The following is a 21,001-nucleotide window of genomic DNA, read 5'->3' on the forward strand; positions in this document are numbered from 1 at the left end:
CCGAGGGCTCGTCAGACATGTCGGGCGCTTGAGGTGGCAGGGCGTCGGCCGAGCCGTAGTAGGCCGGGCACTGCGGCCAGGCTGAGGACGAGCAGAAAGAGCCAGGGCCAGGCTGCGCCGCGGTCGAGTAGCAGGGTGAGCAGGCCGGGGGCAACGGCCTGGCCGACGTTCCAGGAGAGTTGGTAGACGGCCAGGTAGCGGCCGCGCTGAGCCGGGTCGGCGAGCGAGACGCTGAGGTCTTCTCGGCAGGGGGTCGCGACGGTCTCGGCGAGGTTGTACACGAGCATCGCGGTGTACAGGCCTGGCAGGACGGCCCAGCCGGGGGCGGCTGCGAGCAGCGCGAAGAGGCCGAAGGCGAACGCGTTGAGCAGTGCCCCGGCGGCGACCACCCGGGTGGGACGCCGACCCTCCAGACGGCGGGCGACGACGCTCTGGGTGAGAACGACCTGCACGCCGTTGAGGACGAGGAGGGAGCCGGCCACCGAGGCGTTGCGGTGCAGGCCGACGGTGAGGTAGACGGCCAGCAGCATGCTGAGGATCATCGACGCGAAGACGAAGCTGAGGTTGACCGCCACCAGCAGCAGGTACCGCCGGTCCCGCAGCACCTCCCGGTAACCGCCCGGCTCGGCCGTCCTGGCCTCCCCCGCGGGCGCAGCGGTGGGCCGCCACGTGGCCAGCAGGATGGACGCGAGCAGGTAGCTGGCCGCGTTTAGCACCACCAGCAGTCGCAGCACTCCGGTACCGCCGCCGGTCATCAGGACGGCTCCCAGCGCCCCGCCGAGGCCCATGCCGGTGTTGCGCAGTGTCTGCACCAAAGCGAACCACCGTGTGCGCTCGCCCTTGGGGGAGGCGAGGACCACCAGGCCGGTACTGGCGGTCCAGTAGCCGACGTGGCCGATCTGGGCGAGCAGGCAGACCAGGACGATCTGCCATGCCTGGTGGGTGAGCAGGAACCCGCAGTAGGCGAGCGCGGAGAGCGCGTTGGCGCCGACGGCCACGACGCGGGCGCCGTGGCGGTCGATCAGTGGGCCGACCGCGAGGGCGGTGGGCAGGGCGAGCAGCCGGGCGGTGGAGACGGCGGCGCCGACCGTGGCGAGAGGGAGGTTGGTGGTGTGGGTGAAGTAGACGAGGACGAAGGCGAGGATCAACCCGGTGCCGAGGCTGTCGACGAGGTGGGCGCCGATCAGGCGGGCGCGGCCGGCGGTGTCGGGCAGGCCGAGGCGGTCGCGCAAGGGCAGGGGTGTGGCGGTGGTCATGCACCGAGGCTCTCTGGAATGATCACTGCCGCCCAGATATTCCATCCTGATCGAATCCTCGCGGAGGGCCCGTGCTCACCTGGGAGTTCTCCGCACAAGACCTCGCCCGGACGCGGTTCTCCCGTTCGCCGCTGTGCGAGGTGACGACGAGCGTTGAGGTACTCAAGGACCCGGGCCGGCACGCGGTCCATCTGCCGTGGGTGCGGCAGGCCAGGGCGCAGCTGGCGGGGGTGGGCTGGGAACTGCTGTCCCAGCTGGTGCGGCTGCCGACGGTGTACGTGCCGGACTTCCTGACTCCGGTACCGACGGCGTCCAGCCCGACGATCGAACAGGCGCTGGCCGATCTGGCCGCCACCGATCCTGCGGCGGTGCGTCGCGACCTCGCCCGGAGCGGGGGTGAACTGTCCCCGTTGGTAGCGGAGTTGGCGCGGGATCCGGAGCCCGGTCTGGCCCGGCTGGTGGCGGAGATCCGGGTGTACTGGGATGCCGCGATCGCCCCGCACTGGGACCGGATCGAGCGGCTCGCCGAGGGTGAGATCCTGCGCCGGGCCCGGCAGATGGCTGTGGGTGGTCCGGCGGCGCTGTTCGCCGACCTGCACCCGCAGGTGGCATGGGAACGGGACGCCTTGCGGATCGGCTACCGGATGGTCGACGCACACCGGCGGCTGGACGGGGAGCGGGGCCTGGTCCTGGTACCGACGGTGTTCGCCTGGCCCGGCGTGTTCTCCCAGCAGAACCCGCCGTGGCAGCCGGGCCTGGTGTACCCGCCGCGCGGGGTGGCGACGCTGTGGGAGACCGCGGGCAATGCGGTGCCGGAAGGGCTGGCGCGGGTGATCGGCCGTACCCGCGCCTGGCTGCTGGCCGAGCTGGACGCCCCCGCCTCGACCGGCGAACTCGCCGAACGCACGGGCCTGTCCGCCCCGAACGTCTCCCACCACCTGACCGCCCTGCGCGGCGCCGGCCTGCTCGCGCGCCACCGCACCGGCCGCACGGTCCTGTACCTGCGCACCGACGCGGCCGAACTCCTCCTCCGGGCCGTCCGTGCCGATGGTTGATCCGACCACCGGCGCGCGCTCCCGGCGGTAACCACCGCAGCGTGAAGAGACACCGCGGTCGTGCACGTTCAACCGCCCGCTGGACCTGCTGGACATCCCCTGACCAGGACGCTTACACGATCACGTGAACTTTGAAACGCCCCTGCATGGGCCACCTCACCCAACAGGAGTGGTGGCACTGCCGGGCGACCACCAGGTCACCCTCGACGCCGTCGTCTCCCACACGGCCCCGTCCGTCACGGCGGAGCGTACCGCGGCCGCCGCCGTCCTACTCGGCGCGCCCGCCTTGGGACAACACCGCGGGCAACCCGCCGCAGACACCCACGCCGACGGAACCGAAGGCGGCCTGGCGGCACGGACCGGAGCAGCGGGTGCGGGGACGGTGGGCGCGGCCGAACGGCGCCGGCGGCGGGGGCGCCTGGTGGAGGGTGTCGTCATGCCGAAGGCTCTGCCCGGGTTGGCGCGCAGCGGCAGGTGGACCAGGGACCGGCGGGAGCGCGCTGCAAGCCCCCGGGCGGCGGCGAGGTCCGCGGCATCCTCGCGGTCGACGAACATCTCCGGCCACCACTCGCGTCGGTACAGCGCGCCGCGCTGACGACCTGGTACTCGTCCCGGCCCAGCCGGGCCGGTGGATCTTCGTTCTCAGTTTCGCCGTGCTGTCGCACCGGATGGCGGGCGGCCTGTTCTGCGCATTCCGGCCGCCCCGCCCCCCGGGCCCGGCCGGCTACCGGTCGACGTCCGCGGACGGGCGGGCCGAGAGGATCCGGCGCAGCGCGTCGAGCAACTGGGCGTCGTCGGCGGGCGGTTGTGGCGCCTGCCAGGCGATGTGGCCGTCGGGGCGGGCCAGGACCGCTCCGGTGGGCGGGAGGCCGAACAGGTCCGACCAGTCCTCGCCGGTCGGTGACCGCAGGACGACGGGCAGGCCGGCCGCCTCGGCGGTTTCCACCTGCCGCTGCCAGGCGGGGTCCGTGGGGTCCGCGCCGGTGGTGAGCAGGGTGAAGCCGGGGCCGAGCAGGTCCAGGGTGGACGTGACCCCGGAAGTCCCGGCCGGCCGCAGGTGCGGGACTCGGCAGCCGGGCCGGCCGCCGGGGTGCTCGCCCTCGGGATCCAGGGCTGGCCGCGGCAGGGTATCGGTGCCGGGGTCGGGGTCAGGGTCGGCGAGGACGGCGGTGGAGCGGTAGGCGGCGGTGAGCAGCAGCTCGGGTGTAGAGGGGCTCGGCGGCGGTGAGCGGTGTCGGTGGTCTGGCGGGCCTGGTGGGCGGCCTCGCGGGCGCCCCGACCACGACACCGCCCTCGAGGAAGCGATCGGGACCGTTCCGGCCCGGATGGAGGCCGGGCACGCTATGGCGCTGGAGTCCTACACGCGCCTGCTCGCCCGGCACGGCCGCGCCGCGGAGGCGTTCGCCCTGCTTCTGCCGCACGCCGACGACTGGGCGCTCGCCACCGCCCTGGTCGACGTAGCTGCCGTCGCCGGCCGCGACGACGAGGCCGCCGCGCTGCTCGCCGCCCGGATCCGGGTCGACCACCGCTGCGACGGCCCGTGCTGCTGCCGCGGCCTCGGCCAGCAGCTCCAGGGTGGTGGCGACGATGGGCGCGGCGTCGTTGTACCTCGCGCCAGCCGTCCCCGTCGTTGTCGTCTCGCGTGACGGTCCACCAACTACCGCCCCAGACCCCGGCCGACAGGTCGGCCACCGCCTTCTGGCGGTTGGCCAGGCCGACCTGTCCGGCCTCGGTGACCACCAGGGCCACGGGCGGGTACCCGGCACGGGGTGCCCGCGGTAGGCGCGGCGCCACCAGTGCACCGTCCAGTCGGCTGGCTCTTGGTCGGCGAGAGCCGGATCGTTGTCACGGACCTTCACGCGGAATGCGGTGTTGCGGCCGGCCGGTGACCTGGGACGCCCGAAGGATGAGTGACCGTCGGTGTCCACGCCACAAGGCGTTCCGGGCCGCTTCGCCGGGTCGGTGTGTCCGAACGGGCGGGCATACTGGCGCCGTGCCAACCGCCGAGGAACCCCACCAGCCCCCTTCCCCTGAGCCGGAGCCAATAGCGCCGGGCCGGGCGACACCCGACCCGTTCGAGGGACTCGTCCTGGACGAGCGTTTCATCGGGGACGCCGCCGTCAAGGAGCCGACCGCCCGAACCCGGATGCTCGCCGCGCAGTGGCGGGAGGAGCCGCCGGTGGACCCGGGAGGCCGCCGCTGGGCACCTGGGGCGGCCTCCGGCGCGGCCCGCTCACGTTGGACCCGGCCCGGACGCCGGCGCACCGTGCTGATCGCGGTCACCGCTTTCGCAGCGCTGCTGGCCGTCGCGGTCGGGGCGGACCCGGCCGGTCTGCTGAACAGGGACAGCCTGGCGGCGCGCAACCCGCGGGCCGTGCCCGCATCGCCCCGGCCGACCGTGGACGTCGCGCTGCCCGGCGGCGGGATCTCCGACGGCACCAGGTGCGGCACCAAGGGCTTCCACTACTTCGAACCAGCGCCCGCATCCTTCACCTTCGCCACCAGATCGCAGCCGGACACCCCACTGCCAGGACCGCAACTCGTCCTCGGCTCCTACGGGTTCTCACGGATCTCGGCGAAAGACCCCGGGCACTTCGCCATCGGTCTGCAGCTCGGTCCGGGCGCCGGCGACCGCACGCTGGACCTGTCCGCGCCACTCGGCCCGCAGGGCGTGGCGGTGGAGATCGAGGGCCCGGACGGCCTGGTCGGCGGGGCCCACGGCCTCCCGCTCACACGCGACGACGACGCCCCGTCCGACGCGGGCGGCACCGTCCACGTCGGACCCCAGAACGGCGCGTCCGTACAGGTGACCCTCCCGATCGAGGCCCTGTGCCCGGGCTTCGACGGCTTCGCCGTCCAGCAACGCCTGATGGCGCCGACCGACTCGCACAACACCATCATCGGCCAGCCGCCCTACCGGCTCACGGTCTCCATCTCCGATCCGGCGATCGGCGCGCTGCGGCGCCAGGTCGGCTCGACGGTGCCGGGCGACGTGCTGGCAACTGACAACCGGGTGACCCACTGACCAGGGCCACCTGAAAGGTTCCGACGACACTGAACCGTACGGCGGTACGGCGGTCCGCTTGGCGTCCAGCCGAGTATGCACCCTTCATCGGAATGTACCCCACACCACGGTCCATCCCCGCGGGCCGGCTACCAGCCCGCGGGGATGGTCTGACGATCAGAAAGGCGGGCCTCCCGGGTCCCAGCTGCGGCTGCGTTCGAACCCAGGCAGGACGGTCATCATGTACAGGCATCGGTCGTCGCTGGACCGGGCAAGGCCAGTGGTGTCGTGGCCCCACGCGGTCAGGACATCGAGAGCCTGTCGGCGGAACCGCTGGCCACCGGCGAGCAGGAGTTCGCGGGAGCGGGCGGCCAGCCCTCACGGTGCCCGGCCAGAGCGGGATGTTCGGCGAACACCAGGGCACCGGACAGCGCCGTCTCGGCGACGTCGGCGTCGGGATCGTCGAGGAATGGGGCGACCGGCCTGGAACAGCAGCGGTTTCAGCGCATGCACGGCGGCGATCGCCGGGCAGCAGTCCAGGACGTCCTCGTCGTCGTACCGCCGGCCGGCGTCCCGGCAGACGGTGTCGAAGTCACGGGCAACACCAACCAGCCATCCCAGCAACGTAGCGCCGGACGGTGGGCCGGTGGCGGCGCGGCCGGTCAGCGGGGGGCTTCCGGGCGGTGGACGCTGAGGCTGCCGTAGGCCGACAGCGTGCCGGCCAGGTCGCCAGGCGTGTGGCGAAGGGTGGCGTCCAGGAAGGCGAGCGTGGTTGCGGCGACGACGTTGGGGCTCCCGGTGCGGCCCAGGGAGCCGACGATCGAGGGCACCGGCGGCAGGTACAGCGGGCCGTCCATGAAGGTGAGGTGGGCGGCGCCGGGGACGGTGAGCCGGTAGCTCGTCGCGGTGTCGGATGCGAGGGCCTCGGTGAGGCGGGGCAGGTATCGCGGGTCGGTGCTCGGGGTGATGGCCTGGGTGAGTGCGAGCACCGGCTGGTGGAGGGCCGGGGAGGCGGGGCCGTGGGGGTAGCCGTCCAGGTCGATGACGGCGGCGAACCGGGGGTCCTGCCGGGCTGCCTGCAGGGCGGCGGCACCGCCCATGGAGTGGCCGGTCACCACGGCCCGGCCGGTGTCCAGACGCGCCGCGGTCCAGGCCCTCCAGCTGGGTGAGGACGAAGCCGAGGTCGGCGGCCCTGACCGCAGTCCAGCCGGCCGCGAGCTCCTCGTCCGCGTCCCGGTCGCCGGTGGAGGCGGTCGCGGCGCGGATGGTCCGGCCGTCGTCCAGGACGACCGCCGCGGAGTCGTACGGGTGGTCGAGGGCGGCCACCACGTAGCCGTGGCTGGCCAGTTCCTCCGCCCAAGCGGTGTTCTGGGTGCGCACCCCGCCCGCTCCGGGAGAGAACAGCACGACGGGGAACCGTTCGCCCCCACCGGCCACCGGGGCGTTGAAGACCGCGTGGGTGCGGGCCTGCGGTACACCGTCGACCAGGAAGCCGGGCAGGCCGACGGCACGGGCCAGGGCATCGGAGACGGTGCGCGCCTCCTGTTCCGTGCGTCCGAGGTACTGGGCCCGCTGCGCGCCCGCAGGGCTCTTCTGCGCGGGGTACCAGAGCTGGACTACGACCGTGCGCCGGTCGTCCGGGTCGGCGGTGAAGGTCTCGAGGCGGTTCGGGTCGGTCCACTGCATCACCCGGGTGCCGACGCCGAAGGAGCCCGACGGCTCGGGGAACACGGGCACGGGAAACGCCCAGGCGGCCACCGGCCCGGCGGCGATCAGGCCGAGGCAGGCCACCGACCCCGGCAACGCCAGCCACCACCGCGCCCGCCACTCCCGCCGGCCGGGACGGCGCCGGAGCGTTCGGAGCAGCGGGGAGAGGGCGAACGGCAGCGCGACGGCACCAGCCGCCAGCACCGGCAGCAACTGCCAACGGATCCCCACCACACCCAGCACGATCACGGACAGCACGAACACCGCCCCCGCCGCGATCGTGACGCGCGGACGGGCGGCAGGGGGAAGCCAGCGCGCCACCACCAGCGCGACGGCGCCCAGCACGGCGAGGAACTCCGGAAGGGACATGGACAGTCCCGCGATTGTCTCGGTCACCCCGCCATCCTCGAAGCGGCGCACACGGTGGCACATCGGCCCGCGGTCTCCGGCGCATGCCACCCCAGTCGCAAACGGACACCCCGAAAGGGAGGCCGCTGTGCGACCGCAGGAGGTACCCGCGCTCCTCCTGCGGTCGTACTCCGGCGCGGTGTCCTCCGACGGCGGACGCATGTGCGCCGCCGCCCCGCCACCTACCGTGGCAGGACGGAGCACGGCAACGCGGGGACGCAGGGGGCCGTGGGCCCTGTCCCCTGGCGGCCCGGCTCCGGCCATACGCGGCGGCGGCCCCGGCCCGTGGACCCGGGGTCGCCACGGCGCCGCATCGGCAAGGGACATCGACAGGGACGTGGTGATGACGGAGGCGGCCGCAGGGCACGACAAGGCCCGCCCGGTACGCCACCGGGACCGCGCACAGCAGGCGACGACAACCGGGCTGCCGACCACGGCCCCCGGCCCCGGCCCCGCCACCGCCACCGGGCGGGCGACGGGACCGGCGGAACGGACACAAGCCGCCCGGCGCTACGGCGGGCGGCTGCCGCCCGCCGTGCGGCGCGCGCTGCCGCCCGCGCCGCTCCTGCTGGTACCCCTGCTCCTGCTCCATGTCGCGGCCACGCGCGCGCCGCACGAGCTCCCGCTGGCCGTGGCCCTCACCGTCGCCCTCATGCTGCCCCTGCTGTGGCGGCAGCGGGTCCCACGCACGGTGTTCGGCGCCGTCGCAGCCGCAGCCTTCGTCCAGTGGCTGGCGAACGTCCAACTGCCCGCGGACGTCGCGCTGTTGGCAGCCCTGTACACGGTGGCCGCGCACGCGGGCGGACGCGCGACACTCGTCGCCGGCGCCGTCGTCGAGGGCGGGGCCCTGCTGGCGTGCCTGCGCTGGGCGACGGAAGACGCATTCCTGGCCCCCATCGTCGCGCTGACCGCGACCGTCGTCGCCACCGTCGCCCTGGGCACGAACGCGCGGACCGCGCGCGCCTACCTCGCCGCCCTGGAGGAACGGGCCGCACGCCTGGAACAACACCAGGACCAGCAGGCACGACTGGCCGTCGCCGAGGAACGGACCCGCATCGCCCGGGAGATGCACGACATCGTCACCCACAACCTGTCCGTCATGGTCGCCCTCACCGACGCCGCCGTCCAAACGCAGCACCGGTCACCCGACAGGACCACCACCGCGATGCTCCAGGTCTCCGAGACCGGCCGGCAGGCCCTGACCGACATGCGGCGCTCGCTCGGCATCCTGCGGACCGACGAACCCGACGCGCAGCGCCACCCCCTGCCCGGCATCCCCCAACTCGATGCCCTCGCCGACCGGATGCGCGCCGCCGGGCTGCCGACCCGCCTCGACATCCTCGGCAGCCACACCCACGTGCCCGCCACCGCCCAACTGACCGTCTACCGCCTGGTACAGGAAGCCTTGACCAACACCCTCAAACACACCCCCGCCGGCACCCGCGCCGACGTCCGGATACAGTGCTGCGCCGCAACCGTCGCCGTGGACATCACCGACAACGGCCTCCGCCCCCACCTCCCCGGCCCCGGCCCGTCGTCTCCCGCCGACACCCCGTCCGCCCCGTCCGGCCAGGGCATCCCCGGCATGCGCGAGCGCTCGGCCGCCTACGGCGGGACACTGCGCGCCGGACCGCTCCCGGGCGGCGGCTGGAACGTCCACACCCGCCTCCACCTCGACAGCGACGGAGCAGCTCCCGCATGACGATCCGCATCCTGATCGCCGACGACGAAGCGCTGCTCCGGATGGCCTTCAGCACGATCCTGGACGCCCAGCCCGACATGACACCCGTCGGCGAGGCCGCGGACGGCGCCGAGGCCGTACGCCTCACCCGGGAACTGCGCCCCGACGTCGTCCTGATGGACGTCCGGATGCCCGGGACCGACGGCATTGAGGCGACCCGCCGGCTCGCCGACATCTCCCCCAGGAGCAAGGTACTGATCCTCACCACCTTCGACCTCGACGAACACGCCTTCGCCGGACTCGCCGCCGGAGCCTCCGGCTTCCTGCTGAAGAACACCAGGCCCGAGGAACTCCTCACCGCGATACGCAACGTGGCCGCGGGCGACGCCGTTCTCGCCCCGAGGATCACCCGCCGCCTGCTCGACAACCTCCGGCCGCACCTCCCCCACGGGAGCCGCACCGATCACCACGACGAACGACTCAGCCGGCTCAGCACGCGCGAACGCGACGTCCTCGTCAAGGTGGGCAGCGGCCTGTCCAACGCCGAGATCGCAGCCGCCCTGCACCTCGCCGAGGCAACCGTGAAGGCCCATCTCGGGCGGATCCTGCAGAAACTCGGACTCCGCGACCGGATCCAGGCGGTCGTCTTCGCCTACGACAGCCGCCTCGTCCACCCGACCTGACACCACCGCCCCCAACGGGACAGCCTCCCGACCCTTCCACTGGATCCCGCCGGGGCACCCCACCGAACACCCGGGTACGCAGCGTCCAGGGGCCCGGTCTGCCGACCGGTCAGCTTCCCATTCATGCGGGCCTTGGCCTGCCCGGAGAATTTCCTCTCACCGGACCGATGAGTTCAGACGGTGGCGGCGGTCAAACCTGAGGAAGCAACGACAGCTGACCCGGGGAGACCTGAAATGTCCAGCACCGCCACCGCCGTGAAGTCCAGCAAGACCGCCCTCCGGTCGGTCTGGACCCTGCGGATCCTGCTCGCGCTCTTCTTCGCCCTGGCCAGCGCGCTGCCCAAGCTGCTCGCGCTGCCCGCCGCCACAACCGTCTTCGACGCCATCGGCTGGGGCCACTGGTTCATGTACCTGACCGGACTGGTGGAGCTCGCCGGGGCCGTGGGCCTACTGGTCGAGCGGCTGGCCGGGCCGGCCGCGACGGCGCTCATCGTCTTCCTGGTGTTCGCGTTCGTCACCCAGCTCACCGCGATGCACGGAGAGAACGCCGGGACCCCGTTCATCTTCATGGTGCCGCTGGCCGTCATCGCCTGGAACCGGCGCGCCGAGGGGGCCGAGCTGCTCGGTCTCCGGCGTTGACTGGGTGCTCGCAACAGGAACATCCTCTGGGCCTTGTCCTTTAACATCCGAATTCGAACGGGCGCGTCCGGTGATCACTCGTTCGGATGTCTCCGAGACGTGGGTGCGACCTTCGTGTGATCAGTCCACTGGTCGCAGTACTCGATGTGGATCTCGCGGGCGTCGCCGAGGACGCCGTCGTTCGAGTGCAGTTCCGTGCAGAAGTGCGGGTAGCCGGGGTGGACTGGGATGTAGCCCGGCCCCTTGCGGGCGACATCGAGGAAGTGACGCGCGGTCTCTCGGAACGCCTTCGTGCTGCCGGTCATGAACAGGGTCTCGGCACGAAGATGCTGGTGAAACAGGTCACGATTCTCCCGGTAGTGACGGGCTGCGTAGTCGGTCACCGCAACATCGTCATGCTCTGCCTCGGGCAGGCTCACGGTCTGGGGACGGCCGGGGCCGAGGCGGCCTCGCACGTGCTTCCAGCGTGAGGGGGCGAACTGGAGTGAATGGTGCAGGAGTACGAGGTCGAGCTGGGAGCCGGCGTTCGGCACCTCCCGGGCCGGTGGGTGGTTGGCTCGCATGGGGAGGTGAATCAGCGAACGCGGTGAGCGTGCGGCGAGCAGCCACAGTCCGGCGATGCTTCGGGCGGCGTCCTGGTCGAGGTAGGCGTCCAGATGCCGGTCGTGGTCGGTGAGCACTGCACGGGTAAGAGGCTGGGCAGGTCGGATGACTCTGAACTCATCGGCTCCCAAGCGGGCCTGATGTATCACGACGGGAAGCTTCATCGGTGCTCCGTTGCGGGTGCGGCGGCTGACTTCGTTGGCGTAGGTTGCCCGGCCGCCTGCGGAAAGCCGTTGCCAGACGACGGCGACGTCGGTGTGGATGCCCAGGGTGCGGGCGAGGATCGCAGCGGGGATCTCGGTGGCGAGTTGGAAGAGCGCTGCGCGCGGCCCGGTGCGCCCGGCGCGCCGTTGGCCTCCAGCCCGGAGACGCCGTCCGTCCCTTCAGGCACTCCTGCGACGGACCAGTACGCAGGGCCGTCGGTGATCGGCGACAGCACCTGTATGGACCTGAGCCCCCAGGGGCCGGCCGGTGGCGCGTGTCGCGGGGCGGCTCGCCGACGGCTCGCAGACCGACCTCGCCCGCCGGCTACCGCGCAGTGGCGAACGACCGGGCGAGGGCCGGGTTCACGCCTCCGTCCGGCCGGGGGCTAGCGCGGGGGCCGTGCCGGTCATCACCCAGTGCGGAAAGTGGGCGAGGGGGATCGCGGGCGTGGCCGGGGAATCCGGGTGGAACGTTCCGGCCGGGAAGAACGCCGTCCAGCAGCTCCGGCACAACCAGCCCGCCCGCCAGATCTGGAGGTAGCGCTGCCACATCCCCTGCCGCGCGATGTCCGCCACGGACGTGCCGGTGCGGCGCTCGCGGGTCGCGGACTGCACGAGGAAGCCGACACCGACGAGCAGCCCGGGCAGCAGGAACACGCCGACCCAGACACCCGCCTGGTAGGCGCTGCTGGAGCCGTCCTGACCAACGGACTTCAGTGCGGTCGTGATGCCGGACATGAGGAAGAAGCCGGCGATGGAGAACAGCGCGATCGAGGCGTTGTGCAGGCGGACCGGGCCCGGCTGCGGCTCGGGCGGCGGGGCCAGTGCCGCCCTCACTCCCCGGTCGAGGCCGCCGTCCACCTGAGCCCGCGGCACGGGCACGCACTGATCCGCCGAAGCGCACTGAGGACAGACGGCACTCATAGAACAATTCCTCCTGCTGCCAGCCGGGTTGGCGGCACATCACGAACGGACGGCGGGCGGGGCGTCAGGACGCGACGGCGAGTGCCGGTACCCGTGCCGCCAGGGCACGGCGCGTGAGCATGGTCCCCCCGTGGACGAGCGCTTCGAGACCGAACGGCCGCGAGCATGCGGACGCTACCAGCGCTTTGACCTGCACTCAAACGTGATTGCCCCACGACGCCCCGCCGTGGCCTGGGCGTATGCCATGCGGGGAGGGACAGCCGGCCAGTCGGCGTCACGCACACCCCCAGTCACGGCGGGCATGGAGGGCCCTCCTCGACGGGACGACCGTCTACCGCGCGACGAACTCCAGCATCGAGGTCTACGTGTCAGCCGGTGACAGCAACCCCGCCAGGGTCCGGGAAACCACGGCAACCCAACTCCACACCCGTGCTCGCGGACGCCGGCGGCCGACGCCTGGTGCTGACCGCGTTCCGCACGATCATCAGGTGCCAGGGCACCTCCGTGGACCGCGCGGCGATCGAGCTGGTGGCCATGGACGCCGCCACGCACCAGCAGGCCTGGACGGTGCCGGTCGATCTCCCCCAGGGCTACACCGATTTCACGGCCCTGCCGGGGCGACGAGGCGGCTCAGGGCTCGGTTGAGTCAGGCCGGCTCATCGGCCCGCAACCGCGTCGCGCGCTCGATCAGATCGTCGAAGCGCGGATGGGGTGCGAAGGTCAACTCGACACCGTGCTCGGCGGCGAGCTCCCGCAAGCCGAGGAAGGCCTGGCTGGGGTCGGCGTCCTCGGCCAACTTGTCCAGTACCTCGTCGACGAGGAGGAACGCCTGCTCACGGGAGGCACGCTCGAGCTCGTCCAGCAGGTCGTCCGGGAAGCACTCGACCACGGCGCACCCGTCGATGAAGCCGTCAGCCAAGCCATCGGCAATCAGATCCCACACCTCGGTGACGAGGTCTTCGTCGAGACGGTACGGGCCCGGCTTGGGGAGCGGTTCGCCCGCGTCGAGCCGCCGGGCTCGCTCCAGGACGTCGCCGTGATCGAAGTGCCGGGCGAAGACCGTGCTGATGCCGTATTTCGCGAACTCGCGCTGGAACGCAAGGAAGATCTCGCTGGGATCGCCCGGACTCAAGTCCCTTGCGGCCGAGCAGAGCAGGTCGAAGAAGCTGCGGCCGGAGCGCTCCTCCGCCTCCCGCCGCCATTCGTCGCGGAAGACGCCGCACATCCCGTCTATCCAGAGCTTGTTGCCGAAAACCTGGCGCGTATCGAGCCAGATCCGCTGCACCTGCGAGGCATCGAACTCCCAGGTAGCCGTCCCGGCGTCGTCTCCACTGTGATCCACGGCGAGGATGCTATCCGGCCTTGGGGACATCGCACCCGGTCTCCGAAGCCTGACCAGCCACACGCCTGACCAGCAGGGCGTCGCGTCCCTCCGGGCTCGCGCGAAGTCCCTGAGGTCCGTACGGACCTGGTACTGGGCGCGGTTGCGCAGGGCGGCGACGTCGGATGCGTCGCCGCTCCTCCCGCTGAGGACCGGTCTCGGCGTCCTGCAGTGAGTCTGCGCTCAGGAACGCGGATCAATTCATGCGACGGCGCAGCCCCGCACTCCCGGTAGTGGGAGTGCGGGGCCGTTGGGCGCGTAGGGCGCGCCGGGGATCAGGCGGCTCAAGGGTGAGTGGTCGCGCCTGTCGTGGCGGGGTTACAGCGGCGGGTTGGAGATGATGTTCTCTCCGGCGGCGTCGGTGCAGCCGTACAGGCGGGCCTCGGCGCCCTGGTAGAGGCCGCCCCAGGCGTCGACGCAGTTGGCGGAGGCGACGCGTGGCTGCATCTGCTTGCCGTTGCCCTTGTAGACCCAGTTGAACTGGGTGTCGCCTGCGGAGCCCGCGGAGCAGGGGTAGAGGCGCATGTGGTTGCCGGTGACGTCGCCTCCTTCCCAGTTGTTCAGGCACAGCAAGCGGCCGTTGGGGTCGTTGCTCCGGGCTGCCTGGACCTGGAAGTGGGTGGAGTCCGTCTGCGCCAGCCACCACTGCTGAGCGGAGGTGCCGTTGCAACCCCAGAGCTGGACCGTGGCACCGGACACGAAGTTGCCGCCGGAGACGTCGAGGCAGTAGCCGTTGGAAAACCTGATTTCTCCCCCAGAGGAGCCGGCGTGGGCGGTGCCAGTGCCGAGGGTGGCGGCAAGCAGCGGCGCTGCGGCTACGGCGGCGATCTTGGCTATGCGCTTGCGCATGGTGGTGTTCTCCCCATTGATTGTGGCCGGAACGATGGCGGCCGCGACGGCCGCGAGCTTGTTACGCATGGTTCTTCCTTCGGTACAGGTGGTCGGGAGTACGTGGTCGGGCCGGATCAGCAGATGTAGTTCGCCGCGGTGTCGATGTCGCTCTGGCCGTCCAGCGCGGCCCAGGTCTTCGGGCCGACGGTGCCGTCGGCCCGTCGATGACATGCCTGAGCGAACAGCCCCGGGGCCGGTGGTGTCGGGCGTCGCGCGGGTGGTCAGGCCGTGACGTGGTACCAGTAGCCGCCGGTGTGCAGGGTGACGTAGTGGACGTTGGTGCCCGTCTCCTTGGCCTCGTACATCATGTCCGCGCCGGTGCCGGGGTCGGTGCCGGCGTAGAGCACGACGTGCGTGGTGGTGTGCGCGTCCGTCCCGAAGTACTCGACGTCGCCCGGCCGGCGCTGGGACTCCGCGATCGGTGTGAGGTGCTTGTCCCGGGTCTGCTCGCTGGTGTCACCGCCGTTGGCGAGGTCGATGCCGGCGCCGAACCAGACGGCCGCCCGGACCAGGCCCGAACAGTCCAGGCCGGCGGTCGTGTTGGCCGGGCAGGGCTGGGTCGAGCCGGTGTAGCCGTCGCAGGTGCCGAGTGACGGGCCGGGGCCCTCGCCGCGAAGCGAGTGGCCGCCGCCCCACACGTAAGGGACGCCCAGGTAGGACTTCGCCGCGTTCAGGACCTTGGCGGGGTCGACGCGGCCGCTGGGCAGCGGGGTGGGGGCGCTGGCGTAGAGGGCGTTCTTGGTGCCCGTGCCGACGACCCCGTCGATGGTCAGGCCGTGCGAGGCCTGGAAGTTGCGCACGGCCGTGTCGGTGGCCGCGCCGAACTGCCCGTCCACGGTGAGGCCCGCGCCGAACTTGTTCAGCATCGTCTGAAGGGTGGAGACGCACGGGCCGCTGGCGCCGGTCCGCAGGTCGCCGCACTGGGTGCGCAGGTCGGCGGTGCCGGAGGCGGAGGCCGCTGCCGAGTCGAGCGCCGACTTGGTGGCCGGGCCGACGATACCGTCGGGGGTCAGGGCGTGCGCGGACTGGAAGTTGCGCACGGCCGTGTCGGTGGCGGGTCCGAACTGCCCGTCCACGGTGAGGGCCGCGCCGGTCAGGTTGAGCTCCAGCTGGAGCTGGGTGATGCAGCCGTCGGCCTCGCCCTGCTGCAGGTTGGCCGGGCAGGCCGGGGAGGTGAGGGCTATCGGGGTCGGCGCGGCCGTTGCGGGTGCGGCCGAGGCGGTGTACACGCCGACGCCGGTAAGGACGGCCGCCAGGGCCAGGCCCAGCGATAAGCGGCGCCGGGTGGGGAGGACGGTTCGCACAGGAGGTTCTCCAGGTCAATGATGATTCGTCAGAAAGGGCCATCGGCGACTGCCGGACACGGACCCGGCCGCCCGGGACTGACCTGAGCGCGGACGGCCGGAGGTCGGCCGGAACGCGTTCCACTCGAACAGCCCCGAGTCGCTGGACACATGGGTGAAGCAGTAGCCGGACTTTCCGCCGTAGTTACTGGTCGCCGCGGCAAGGACGCTGTCGCCGGTGAGTGGGCCGACGATGCCGTCCGGCGGCACGTGAACGAAGGGGTCTGGAACCACTGGACCTGGTCCTTGGCCTGCGGGCCCCAGACCCCGTCCTCGTCGATGGTCGCCCGGTTGTTCTGCCGGGCGACACCGTTCGCCGCGGGTCAGCCCTTGGCGCACCAGAACCGTACGCACTCGAGCCGAGTCCGATGGTCAGTCAGAGCTGTCTCGATGAACGATGCACCAGGCCTGCCCGATCCTGGTGGCAGTGGAGTTGGAAGTCGGCTTGCCGGCTTCCACTCCGGAGACGGCAAGTGGCTGCTGTCGGGGCCGGACTGTCTACGGCGGAAGGCCGTCCGGTTGCCTGAGCCGCAGCTGCCGGCCTGGCGCGAGCCACCGGGCCCGCGGCCCGGCAGCAGAACTCCGTCTCCGATACAAGCCCAGAACCATGACTCCCCCCTGTCTTCACATGATGGTCACTTCAGCCTAGGGCGCCGGAGAACGCGACCTGGGGGTCCTTGCACGCCATGAAGGGGACCGTTCACGTCAGCTGCGTCCCTCCCCCTGACGTAGGCTGACAGGGTGTCAGGACGCACCAAGGACGGCACGACGTCCTCCGCCATCACTCGTCTGACCGTGGACGGCGCCACCCAACTCGGCATTGCGTCGGCCAAGTACGCTCACCTGACGGGCCTGGCCGCCGAACACCTGAACGGCGACCTCTACCGGACCCCGGCAGCCTCGGCGAGCCAGGTCTGGGAGCTCCTCACAGCCAACGCCCCCTGGCCCGAGGTGGCCCTGCTTCTGGCGCAGCGGTCGCATCTCGGTGCCCTGGGCATCTGGGACTACCTGATCACCTCGGCCCCCACCCTGCTGGACGGAATCCGCGACGCCTCGGCCTACCTGGGCGTCGTGGCCGATACCGGTACCGAGACCATCGAGGTTGTGGAGAGCGGCCAGCAGGTCATCATCAGCCATGTGAACCTGGCCGACACCAGCTACGAGGTCGCCTGCGCCCTACGTGCGTACGCTCTCGGCCTCTACCAGCGGCGGCTCAGCGAGGCCGCGCGCCGCAGTCTCGTTCCCGTCCGCGTCTCGCTGGCCGCCGAGACCCCGCGGCGCCACGACCCCTTGGTGGAGCTGTACGGCACCCGGTCCATCGACTTCGAGGCCCCCGTCAGTTCGATCACGTTCCTCGCCACCGACCTCCGCAGTCCGGCGCCATATACACAACCGGGCCTGTCGGCCGTACTGCGCCGGCAGGCCGAGCACACACTGGCCGCCGCGATCCCCCTGCACAGCTGGCTGGACACCTTCCAGGCCGTCGTGCGGGCTGCTCTCGCCGATGGCGACCTGACGCTGGCCTCGGTGGCCCGGCGCGTCGGTCTCAGCCCCCGCACGTTGCAACGTCGCCTTGACGAGCACGGCACCAACTGGAGGGACCAGGTCGAGACGATACGTCGGGAGCACATCACCCACCTGCTGCAGAACACCGACCTCAGCATCGAATCAATCGCCGCCGGCACCGGGTACGCCGATGCCCGTGCCCTGCGCCGGGCGGTCCAGCGCTGGTACGGCGACACCCCGGGCGCTCTCCGCCAGACACTCATCGCCCAAAGGCGACGCTCGCGGGGCCAGGATTCCATCGGCAGCAACCCCACCGCCGACCGCGAGTGCACTCACCCTGGAGGCTGCTTCCACTGAGGCGGCGCCCGACGGCCGGTTGGCCAGTGCGGTCTCGGTCGGTCATGGCCAGCCGGACAGTGCCGGTCACATGGTGAAAGCGGTGTGCCGGGGGCCGGGGGCCCAGCCGGGCCGCAGGAGGTGCCTCACCGACCTGGCCCTGTACTACCAGGCCAAAGCGCACCGCGACCTCGGCCGCAACGAGGCCTCCCGCCGCGGCATGCAGCATGTCGCCGACGGCGGAACACGCCTCGCCCCCGCGGCCCGCCGCGGCCTCGCCCACCTCGCCCGCCTCGCCCGCCTCGCCGGCGACTTCCCCACCGCCCTCGCCACCACCGAACAGCTCGGCTGGGAAGGCCGCCAACACCGCGTGACCGGCGACGTGTGGTGGCCCCACGCCCACACCGACCGCGCCGCCACGGCCTACCGGACCGCGGCCGCCGACGCCGAACACCACGGCAACGCCAGCGAACGCGCCATCCAGGCCCAGCTCGCCTTCACCACCGCCTTCACCGACCCCGGGCAGGCCGACGCCGAGATCGCCCTCGCCGAGCAACACCTCACCGGCCTCAACCTGACCGCCACCCGCCTCATCGTCCGCATCGCCGCCCTGCTCCGCGACGCCGGCCACAATGACGTCGACGACCGCGCCCGCGTCCTCGACTCCGAGATCGCCGCCGCCGGCATCACCTACCAACGGGCCACCCTCGCGCTCGCCCTCGCCTTCCACCACGCCGTCACCGACGACCAGGCCGCGCTCACCGCCGACATCGCCCGCCTGCGCGACCTCACCGACAACGGCGACCACGCCTACTACACCGACATCGCCCACTACATGGCCGCCCTCCCCCTCACCACCCCCTCCACCGCCCACTGGATCGACGGCCAGGACACGGTCCGCAACCGGTGGCGCACCCTCGTCACCACCCGCCAGGACCACCTGCGCGGCACCCTGTAGGCCACGACGACGGCAGGCCCCGGGCCGTCCGACCACCGGCTGGCCGGGGCCATCATCGCGGGCGCGGCCCGGCAACCGGTCGGCACCGGATACCGTGGTGCCGAGAGGCAGAGGCAGGAGGAACCCGATGAGCGTCCAACCCGTGTACCACCACCCCCCGCAGCCCCGAGTGCCCCGCACCCTCGACGGCATCGCCGCCGCGCTGCAGGGCGGCCGCCGCATGGAGTTCTACCGCGAACTCGGCCAAGCCCCCATCGACCAGGCGGAACAAGTCCTCAACCGCTGGTGGTGCGAGGCCGAGATGGACACCGACCCCGAACAGGACCGCATCATCGCCGCCGCCCGCAACGGCACCCTGCCCACCTCCACCATGGCCGACGTCCTGCGGCTGCGCCGTGACCGGGGCGGGGACCTGCCGGGTGAGTAACGAAGAGCCGGACGACCTGTGGCCGGTCCTGCCCTCCGAAGCCGTCCAGGACGCCCTGTCCGATCCCCACCTGCCCGTCGAACTGTTCTCCGCGATCGTCGCACTCACCGTCGCCATCGCCGAGAACCCCTGGCTCGAGGCCAGCACCGTACGCGACAGCGCCGGCGACTGGCGCCGACTCCCGATCCCCCACGGACGCGGCCTGGTCGAATACGTCATCGACACCGACAACCACCTCGTACGCCTCACCAGGGTCATCCCGCTCTGACCCTGCCATTCCTCAACCCTGCAGCCAGCTGCTTTGGCCGAGGTCCCATCGGGAATCAAGCAGGGCGGTCACCGCGCGGATGTCCCGGCTTTCCCCGAACGAGCAAGGCTACGGCTCACGCCGCCCCGGCCCTCGGCGGGGCCTGACGGGCAGTGCGCAGCGGGATTGCCCCGGCCCGGGTGGCGCGGGCGACGATGAGGGCTGCGCGGTGGCGTTCGCGTTGCTGTCGGGCGTGCTGGTCGGCGTCGGTGACCGAGGTGTCCTGGATCGGGGGGCGGTGGGCGTTCTCGGGTTCGCGCAGCCGGTTGTAGTGCTTGCGCAGGATGGCCTCCCGCTCGGCGGCGGCCTCGTCGAGCGCGGCCTGGCGGGCGGTGGCGTCCTCGCGCATCCGACGGCGCAGTTCCTGGTAGGCGGTGTGGTCGGCGAGCGGGGGCCGGGCCGGCTGCGCGGTGGGTCCGTTGTCGCGGCGGGCGGGCCGGTCGTCGTGGTCCTGGTCGTGCTGCACCACGGGGGCGGGACCGACGCGGACGTCGATGGCCCGGACGGTGCCGGGACGCAGCTGGTCAAGGTCGGCGAGGATGCGGTGCGCGTGGAAGCGCAGCTGGGCGGCCCAGGCCGGGGAATCGGCGGTGATGCGCAAGCGGCGGGTGGTCGGGTCGTAGCCGGCGAGGTGCCAGTTGGCGGCGGCGTCGGGGCCGACGATCGTGGGCCAGCGGTCGCGCAGGCCTCCGCCGGCGGTGCCCAGGGTCCAGCCGTACGCGGCAACCAGGGCAAGGAACACGTCGGCGATCGGCTGCGGTTCGCGCGGGCCGCGGCGCACGGTCATGGTCGGGCGGGCGGTGCGGGTGCGCTGGGCAGGGACGTTTCCGTTGGTGCGGGCGGCCTGGCGGGCGGCGCGCAGGGCGGTGCGGGCCAGGTCGGCGCCAGTGGTCGTGGTCATGAGCGGCTCCCGGCGAGCGCGCGCTCACGGCGGCGGGCGGCCCGCTGCTCGCGGAAGGCGATGCCCTCGGAGTTGTCCTCGGTCATCCAGGCCGGGACGGTGGCCGGGGGCAGCTCGGTGCCGTCGATCGTCCGGGGGACCTCGGGCAAGGCGGGCTGGTCCAGCAGCGGCACGCACAGGCCGCACGGCAGCACGGTCCGCACGTGCCGGTCGCAGTAGGCCTCCAACTGCTGCTCCTTGGGCTGGTCGGCGCGACCGTGGGTTTCCGCCGGGGCCGAGGTGGTGCGGGCCTTGGCCAGGGCCCGCTCGGCTTGGCGGCGCATCGCGTGCCGGTGCTGGGCACCCTCGACGTGGTACGCGCAGGCCTGGCACTCGCCGTCGAGCTCGACGTTCGTCCCGGACTCGCAGGACGCCAGGTCGCAGCCACGCCGGGGCAGGCCGCGGCCGGTCAGCCAGGCGTCGACTGACGCACCAGCGGCCGGGCGCAGCGGTCCCACCGGCACCCTGTCCTGCTCGCGCAGCCACACCTTGAGGCGGAACGCCGGGTCCGCCTCCCCACCGAGGCGGTTGACCGGCCCGGCAAGGATTCCGCCAGCCTCAGGGTAGGCCGTCGGGCGGCGCCGGGAGACAGCACTCAATCGAAGGGAAGCTTCGTGGGCGGTGTTTCACCAGCGCCGAGAACACGGCAGCCAGCCACTGGACCTGGCTGACAGGCCGAACTCGACGGCGGTCGGTGTCCACTCCTCATCGCGGTTTCGGCGCGATGCTTCACCGGATTCCAGGCAGGC

Annotated in this window: 20 protein-coding genes and 1 pseudogene; 11 read left to right on the top strand and 10 right to left on the bottom strand. The window is 72.2% G+C overall.

Annotation, left to right across the window (positions count from 1 at the left end; translation table 11 throughout):
• Positions 1 to 11: 11 nt before the first annotated feature.
• Complete coding sequence (locus F7Q99_RS29080; protein WP_153466912.1) at positions 12 to 1,256, bottom strand: MFS transporter; 1,245 nt, start codon at positions 1,254 to 1,256, stop codon at positions 12 to 14.
• A gap of 71 nt (positions 1,257 to 1,327) precedes the next feature.
• Here F7Q99_RS29080 and F7Q99_RS29085 point away from each other — a divergent pair, with 71 nt between their 5' ends.
• The gene (locus F7Q99_RS29085; protein WP_326847308.1) at positions 1,328 to 2,311 is read left to right on the top strand and encodes an ArsR/SmtB family transcription factor; all 984 of its coding nucleotides are present in this window, start codon (positions 1,328 to 1,330) and stop codon (positions 2,309 to 2,311) included.
• Between the two features lie 724 nt (positions 2,312 to 3,035).
• On the opposite strand, the gene F7Q99_RS29090 is transcribed toward F7Q99_RS29085, so the two are convergent.
• The gene (locus F7Q99_RS29090; RefSeq protein WP_153466913.1) at positions 3,036 to 3,599 is read right to left on the bottom strand and encodes an aromatic-ring hydroxylase C-terminal domain-containing protein; all 564 of its coding nucleotides are present in this window, start codon (positions 3,597 to 3,599) and stop codon (positions 3,036 to 3,038) included.
• Positions 3,600 to 3,654: 55 nt separating this feature from the next.
• Here F7Q99_RS29090 and F7Q99_RS29095 point away from each other — a divergent pair, with 55 nt between their 5' ends.
• Both F7Q99_RS29095 and F7Q99_RS29100 read left to right on the top strand, forming a co-directional pair.
• Positions 3,655 to 3,957 (top strand): hypothetical protein, encoded by a 303-nt coding sequence (locus tag F7Q99_RS29095; RefSeq protein WP_153466914.1) that lies wholly within the window; start codon positions 3,655 to 3,657, stop codon positions 3,955 to 3,957.
• A 347-nt stretch (positions 3,958 to 4,304) separates the two neighbouring features.
• The gene (locus F7Q99_RS29100; RefSeq protein WP_153466915.1) at positions 4,305 to 5,336 is read left to right on the top strand and encodes an SCO2583/SCO2584 N-terminal domain-containing protein; all 1,032 of its coding nucleotides are present in this window, start codon (positions 4,305 to 4,307) and stop codon (positions 5,334 to 5,336) included.
• A gap of 641 nt (positions 5,337 to 5,977) precedes the next feature.
• On the opposite strand, the pseudogene F7Q99_RS29105 reads toward F7Q99_RS29100, so the two are convergent.
• Positions 5,978 to 7,454, bottom strand: a pseudogene (locus F7Q99_RS29105) (alpha/beta hydrolase family protein).
• 319 nt (positions 7,455 to 7,773) lie between these two features.
• On the opposite strand from F7Q99_RS29105, the gene F7Q99_RS29110 reads away from it, so the two are divergent.
• From F7Q99_RS29110 to F7Q99_RS29120, 3 genes are all read left to right on the top strand, one after another.
• A complete protein-coding gene (locus F7Q99_RS29110) occupies positions 7,774 to 9,132 on the top strand; it encodes a sensor histidine kinase (RefSeq protein WP_153466916.1) in 1,359 nt (452 codons plus the stop codon).
• The gene (locus tag F7Q99_RS29115; protein ID WP_153466917.1) at positions 9,129 to 9,794 is read left to right on the top strand and encodes a response regulator; all 666 of its coding nucleotides are present in this window, start codon (positions 9,129 to 9,131) and stop codon (positions 9,792 to 9,794) included. The genes F7Q99_RS29110 and F7Q99_RS29115 overlap by 4 nt, the downstream gene beginning before the upstream one ends.
• 234 nt (positions 9,795 to 10,028) lie before the next feature.
• A complete protein-coding gene (locus F7Q99_RS29120; RefSeq protein ID WP_153466918.1) occupies positions 10,029 to 10,433 on the top strand; it encodes a DoxX family protein in 405 nt (134 codons plus the stop codon).
• A 74-nt stretch (positions 10,434 to 10,507) separates the two neighbouring features.
• Here the strand turns inward: F7Q99_RS29120 and F7Q99_RS29125 are convergent, their stop codons facing one another.
• Together F7Q99_RS29125 and F7Q99_RS29130 are read right to left on the bottom strand one after the other, a co-directional pair.
• Positions 10,508 to 11,200 (bottom strand): hypothetical protein, encoded by a 693-nt coding sequence (locus tag F7Q99_RS29125; RefSeq protein ID WP_153466919.1) that lies wholly within the window; start codon positions 11,198 to 11,200, stop codon positions 10,508 to 10,510.
• A gap of 402 nt (positions 11,201 to 11,602) precedes the next feature.
• On the bottom strand, positions 11,603 to 12,121 hold the full coding sequence (locus tag F7Q99_RS29130; RefSeq protein WP_153466920.1) for a hypothetical protein: 519 nt from the start codon (positions 12,119 to 12,121) through the stop codon (positions 11,603 to 11,605).
• Between the two features lie 471 nt (positions 12,122 to 12,592).
• Between F7Q99_RS29130 and F7Q99_RS29135 the strand changes: the two genes are divergently transcribed.
• Positions 12,593 to 12,808, top strand: a complete 216-nt coding sequence (locus tag F7Q99_RS29135) for a hypothetical protein (RefSeq protein WP_153466921.1) — start codon at positions 12,593 to 12,595, stop codon at positions 12,806 to 12,808.
• Position 12,809: 1 nt separating this feature from the next.
• Here the strand turns inward: F7Q99_RS29135 and F7Q99_RS29140 are convergent, their stop codons facing one another.
• The 3 genes from F7Q99_RS29140 to F7Q99_RS29150 form a co-directional block, all read right to left on the bottom strand.
• Complete coding sequence (locus F7Q99_RS29140; RefSeq protein ID WP_153466922.1) at positions 12,810 to 13,505, bottom strand: hypothetical protein; 696 nt, start codon at positions 13,503 to 13,505, stop codon at positions 12,810 to 12,812.
• Between the two features lie 357 nt (positions 13,506 to 13,862).
• Positions 13,863 to 14,462: an RICIN domain-containing protein gene (locus F7Q99_RS29145; RefSeq protein WP_230210980.1), complete on the bottom strand. Its 600-nt coding sequence runs from the start codon at positions 14,460 to 14,462 to the stop codon at positions 13,863 to 13,865.
• Between the two features lie 194 nt (positions 14,463 to 14,656).
• Positions 14,657 to 15,739 carry a C40 family peptidase gene (locus F7Q99_RS29150; protein ID WP_153466924.1) on the bottom strand — a complete coding sequence of 361 codons (1,083 nt, stop codon included), beginning with the start codon at positions 15,737 to 15,739 and terminating at the stop codon, positions 14,657 to 14,659.
• Positions 15,740 to 16,519: 780 nt separating this feature from the next.
• Here F7Q99_RS29150 and F7Q99_RS29155 point away from each other — a divergent pair.
• From F7Q99_RS29155 to F7Q99_RS29170, 4 genes are all read left to right on the top strand, one after another.
• The gene (locus tag F7Q99_RS29155; RefSeq protein WP_153466925.1) at positions 16,520 to 17,641 is read left to right on the top strand and encodes an AraC family transcriptional regulator ligand-binding domain-containing protein; all 1,122 of its coding nucleotides are present in this window, start codon (positions 16,520 to 16,522) and stop codon (positions 17,639 to 17,641) included.
• Positions 17,642 to 17,711: 70 nt separating this feature from the next.
• Complete coding sequence (locus tag F7Q99_RS29160) at positions 17,712 to 18,578, top strand: hypothetical protein (protein ID WP_153466926.1); 867 nt, start codon at positions 17,712 to 17,714, stop codon at positions 18,576 to 18,578.
• A 127-nt stretch (positions 18,579 to 18,705) separates the two neighbouring features.
• Positions 18,706 to 19,005: a hypothetical protein gene (locus tag F7Q99_RS29165; protein WP_153466927.1), complete on the top strand. Its 300-nt coding sequence runs from the start codon at positions 18,706 to 18,708 to the stop codon at positions 19,003 to 19,005.
• A complete protein-coding gene (locus F7Q99_RS29170) occupies positions 18,998 to 19,273 on the top strand; it encodes a hypothetical protein (RefSeq protein ID WP_326847309.1) in 276 nt (91 codons plus the stop codon). Before F7Q99_RS29165 ends, F7Q99_RS29170 begins: the two co-directional genes overlap by 8 nt.
• Before the next feature lie 115 nt (positions 19,274 to 19,388).
• Here F7Q99_RS29170 and F7Q99_RS29175 read toward each other — a convergent pair whose 3' ends face one another.
• Together F7Q99_RS29175 and F7Q99_RS29180 are read right to left on the bottom strand one after the other, a co-directional pair.
• Positions 19,389 to 20,213: a DciA family protein gene (locus tag F7Q99_RS29175; RefSeq protein WP_153466928.1), complete on the bottom strand. Its 825-nt coding sequence runs from the start codon at positions 20,211 to 20,213 to the stop codon at positions 19,389 to 19,391.
• Positions 20,210 to 20,851, bottom strand: coding sequence for a hypothetical protein (locus F7Q99_RS29180; RefSeq protein ID WP_153466929.1), 642 nt, complete (start codon positions 20,849 to 20,851; stop codon positions 20,210 to 20,212). The genes F7Q99_RS29175 and F7Q99_RS29180 overlap by 4 nt, the downstream gene beginning before the upstream one ends.
• Positions 20,852 to 21,001: the final 150 nt, after the last annotated feature.

This window comes from Streptomyces kaniharaensis (assembly GCF_009569385.1).
Lineage (GTDB): Bacteria > Actinomycetota > Actinomycetes > Streptomycetales > Streptomycetaceae > Kitasatospora > Kitasatospora kaniharaensis.

Excerpts from the sequence above, each read along its gene's own strand:
- F7Q99_RS29080 (WP_153466912.1), bottom strand. The coding sequence starts at position 1,256 with ATGACCACCGCCACACCCCTGCCCTTGCGCGACCGCCTCGGCCTGCCC.
- F7Q99_RS29095 (WP_153466914.1), top strand. The coding sequence starts at position 3,655 with ATGGCGCTGGAGTCCTACACGCGCCTGCTCGCCCGGCACGGCCGCGCC.
- F7Q99_RS29110 (WP_153466916.1), top strand. The coding sequence starts at position 7,774 with ATGACGGAGGCGGCCGCAGGGCACGACAAGGCCCGCCCGGTACGCCAC.
- F7Q99_RS29115 (WP_153466917.1), top strand. The coding sequence starts at position 9,129 with ATGACGATCCGCATCCTGATCGCCGACGACGAAGCGCTGCTCCGGATG.
- F7Q99_RS29120 (WP_153466918.1), top strand. The coding sequence starts at position 10,029 with ATGTCCAGCACCGCCACCGCCGTGAAGTCCAGCAAGACCGCCCTCCGG.
- F7Q99_RS29125 (WP_153466919.1), bottom strand. The coding sequence starts at position 11,200 with ATGAAGCTTCCCGTCGTGATACATCAGGCCCGCTTGGGAGCCGATGAG.
- F7Q99_RS29145 (WP_230210980.1), bottom strand. The coding sequence starts at position 14,462 with ATGCGTAACAAGCTCGCGGCCGTCGCGGCCGCCATCGTTCCGGCCACA.
- F7Q99_RS29160 (WP_153466926.1), top strand. The coding sequence starts at position 17,712 with ATGGTGAAAGCGGTGTGCCGGGGGCCGGGGGCCCAGCCGGGCCGCAGG.
- F7Q99_RS29165 (WP_153466927.1), top strand. The coding sequence starts at position 18,706 with ATGAGCGTCCAACCCGTGTACCACCACCCCCCGCAGCCCCGAGTGCCC.
- F7Q99_RS29175 (WP_153466928.1), bottom strand. The coding sequence starts at position 20,213 with ATGACCACGACCACTGGCGCCGACCTGGCCCGCACCGCCCTGCGCGCC.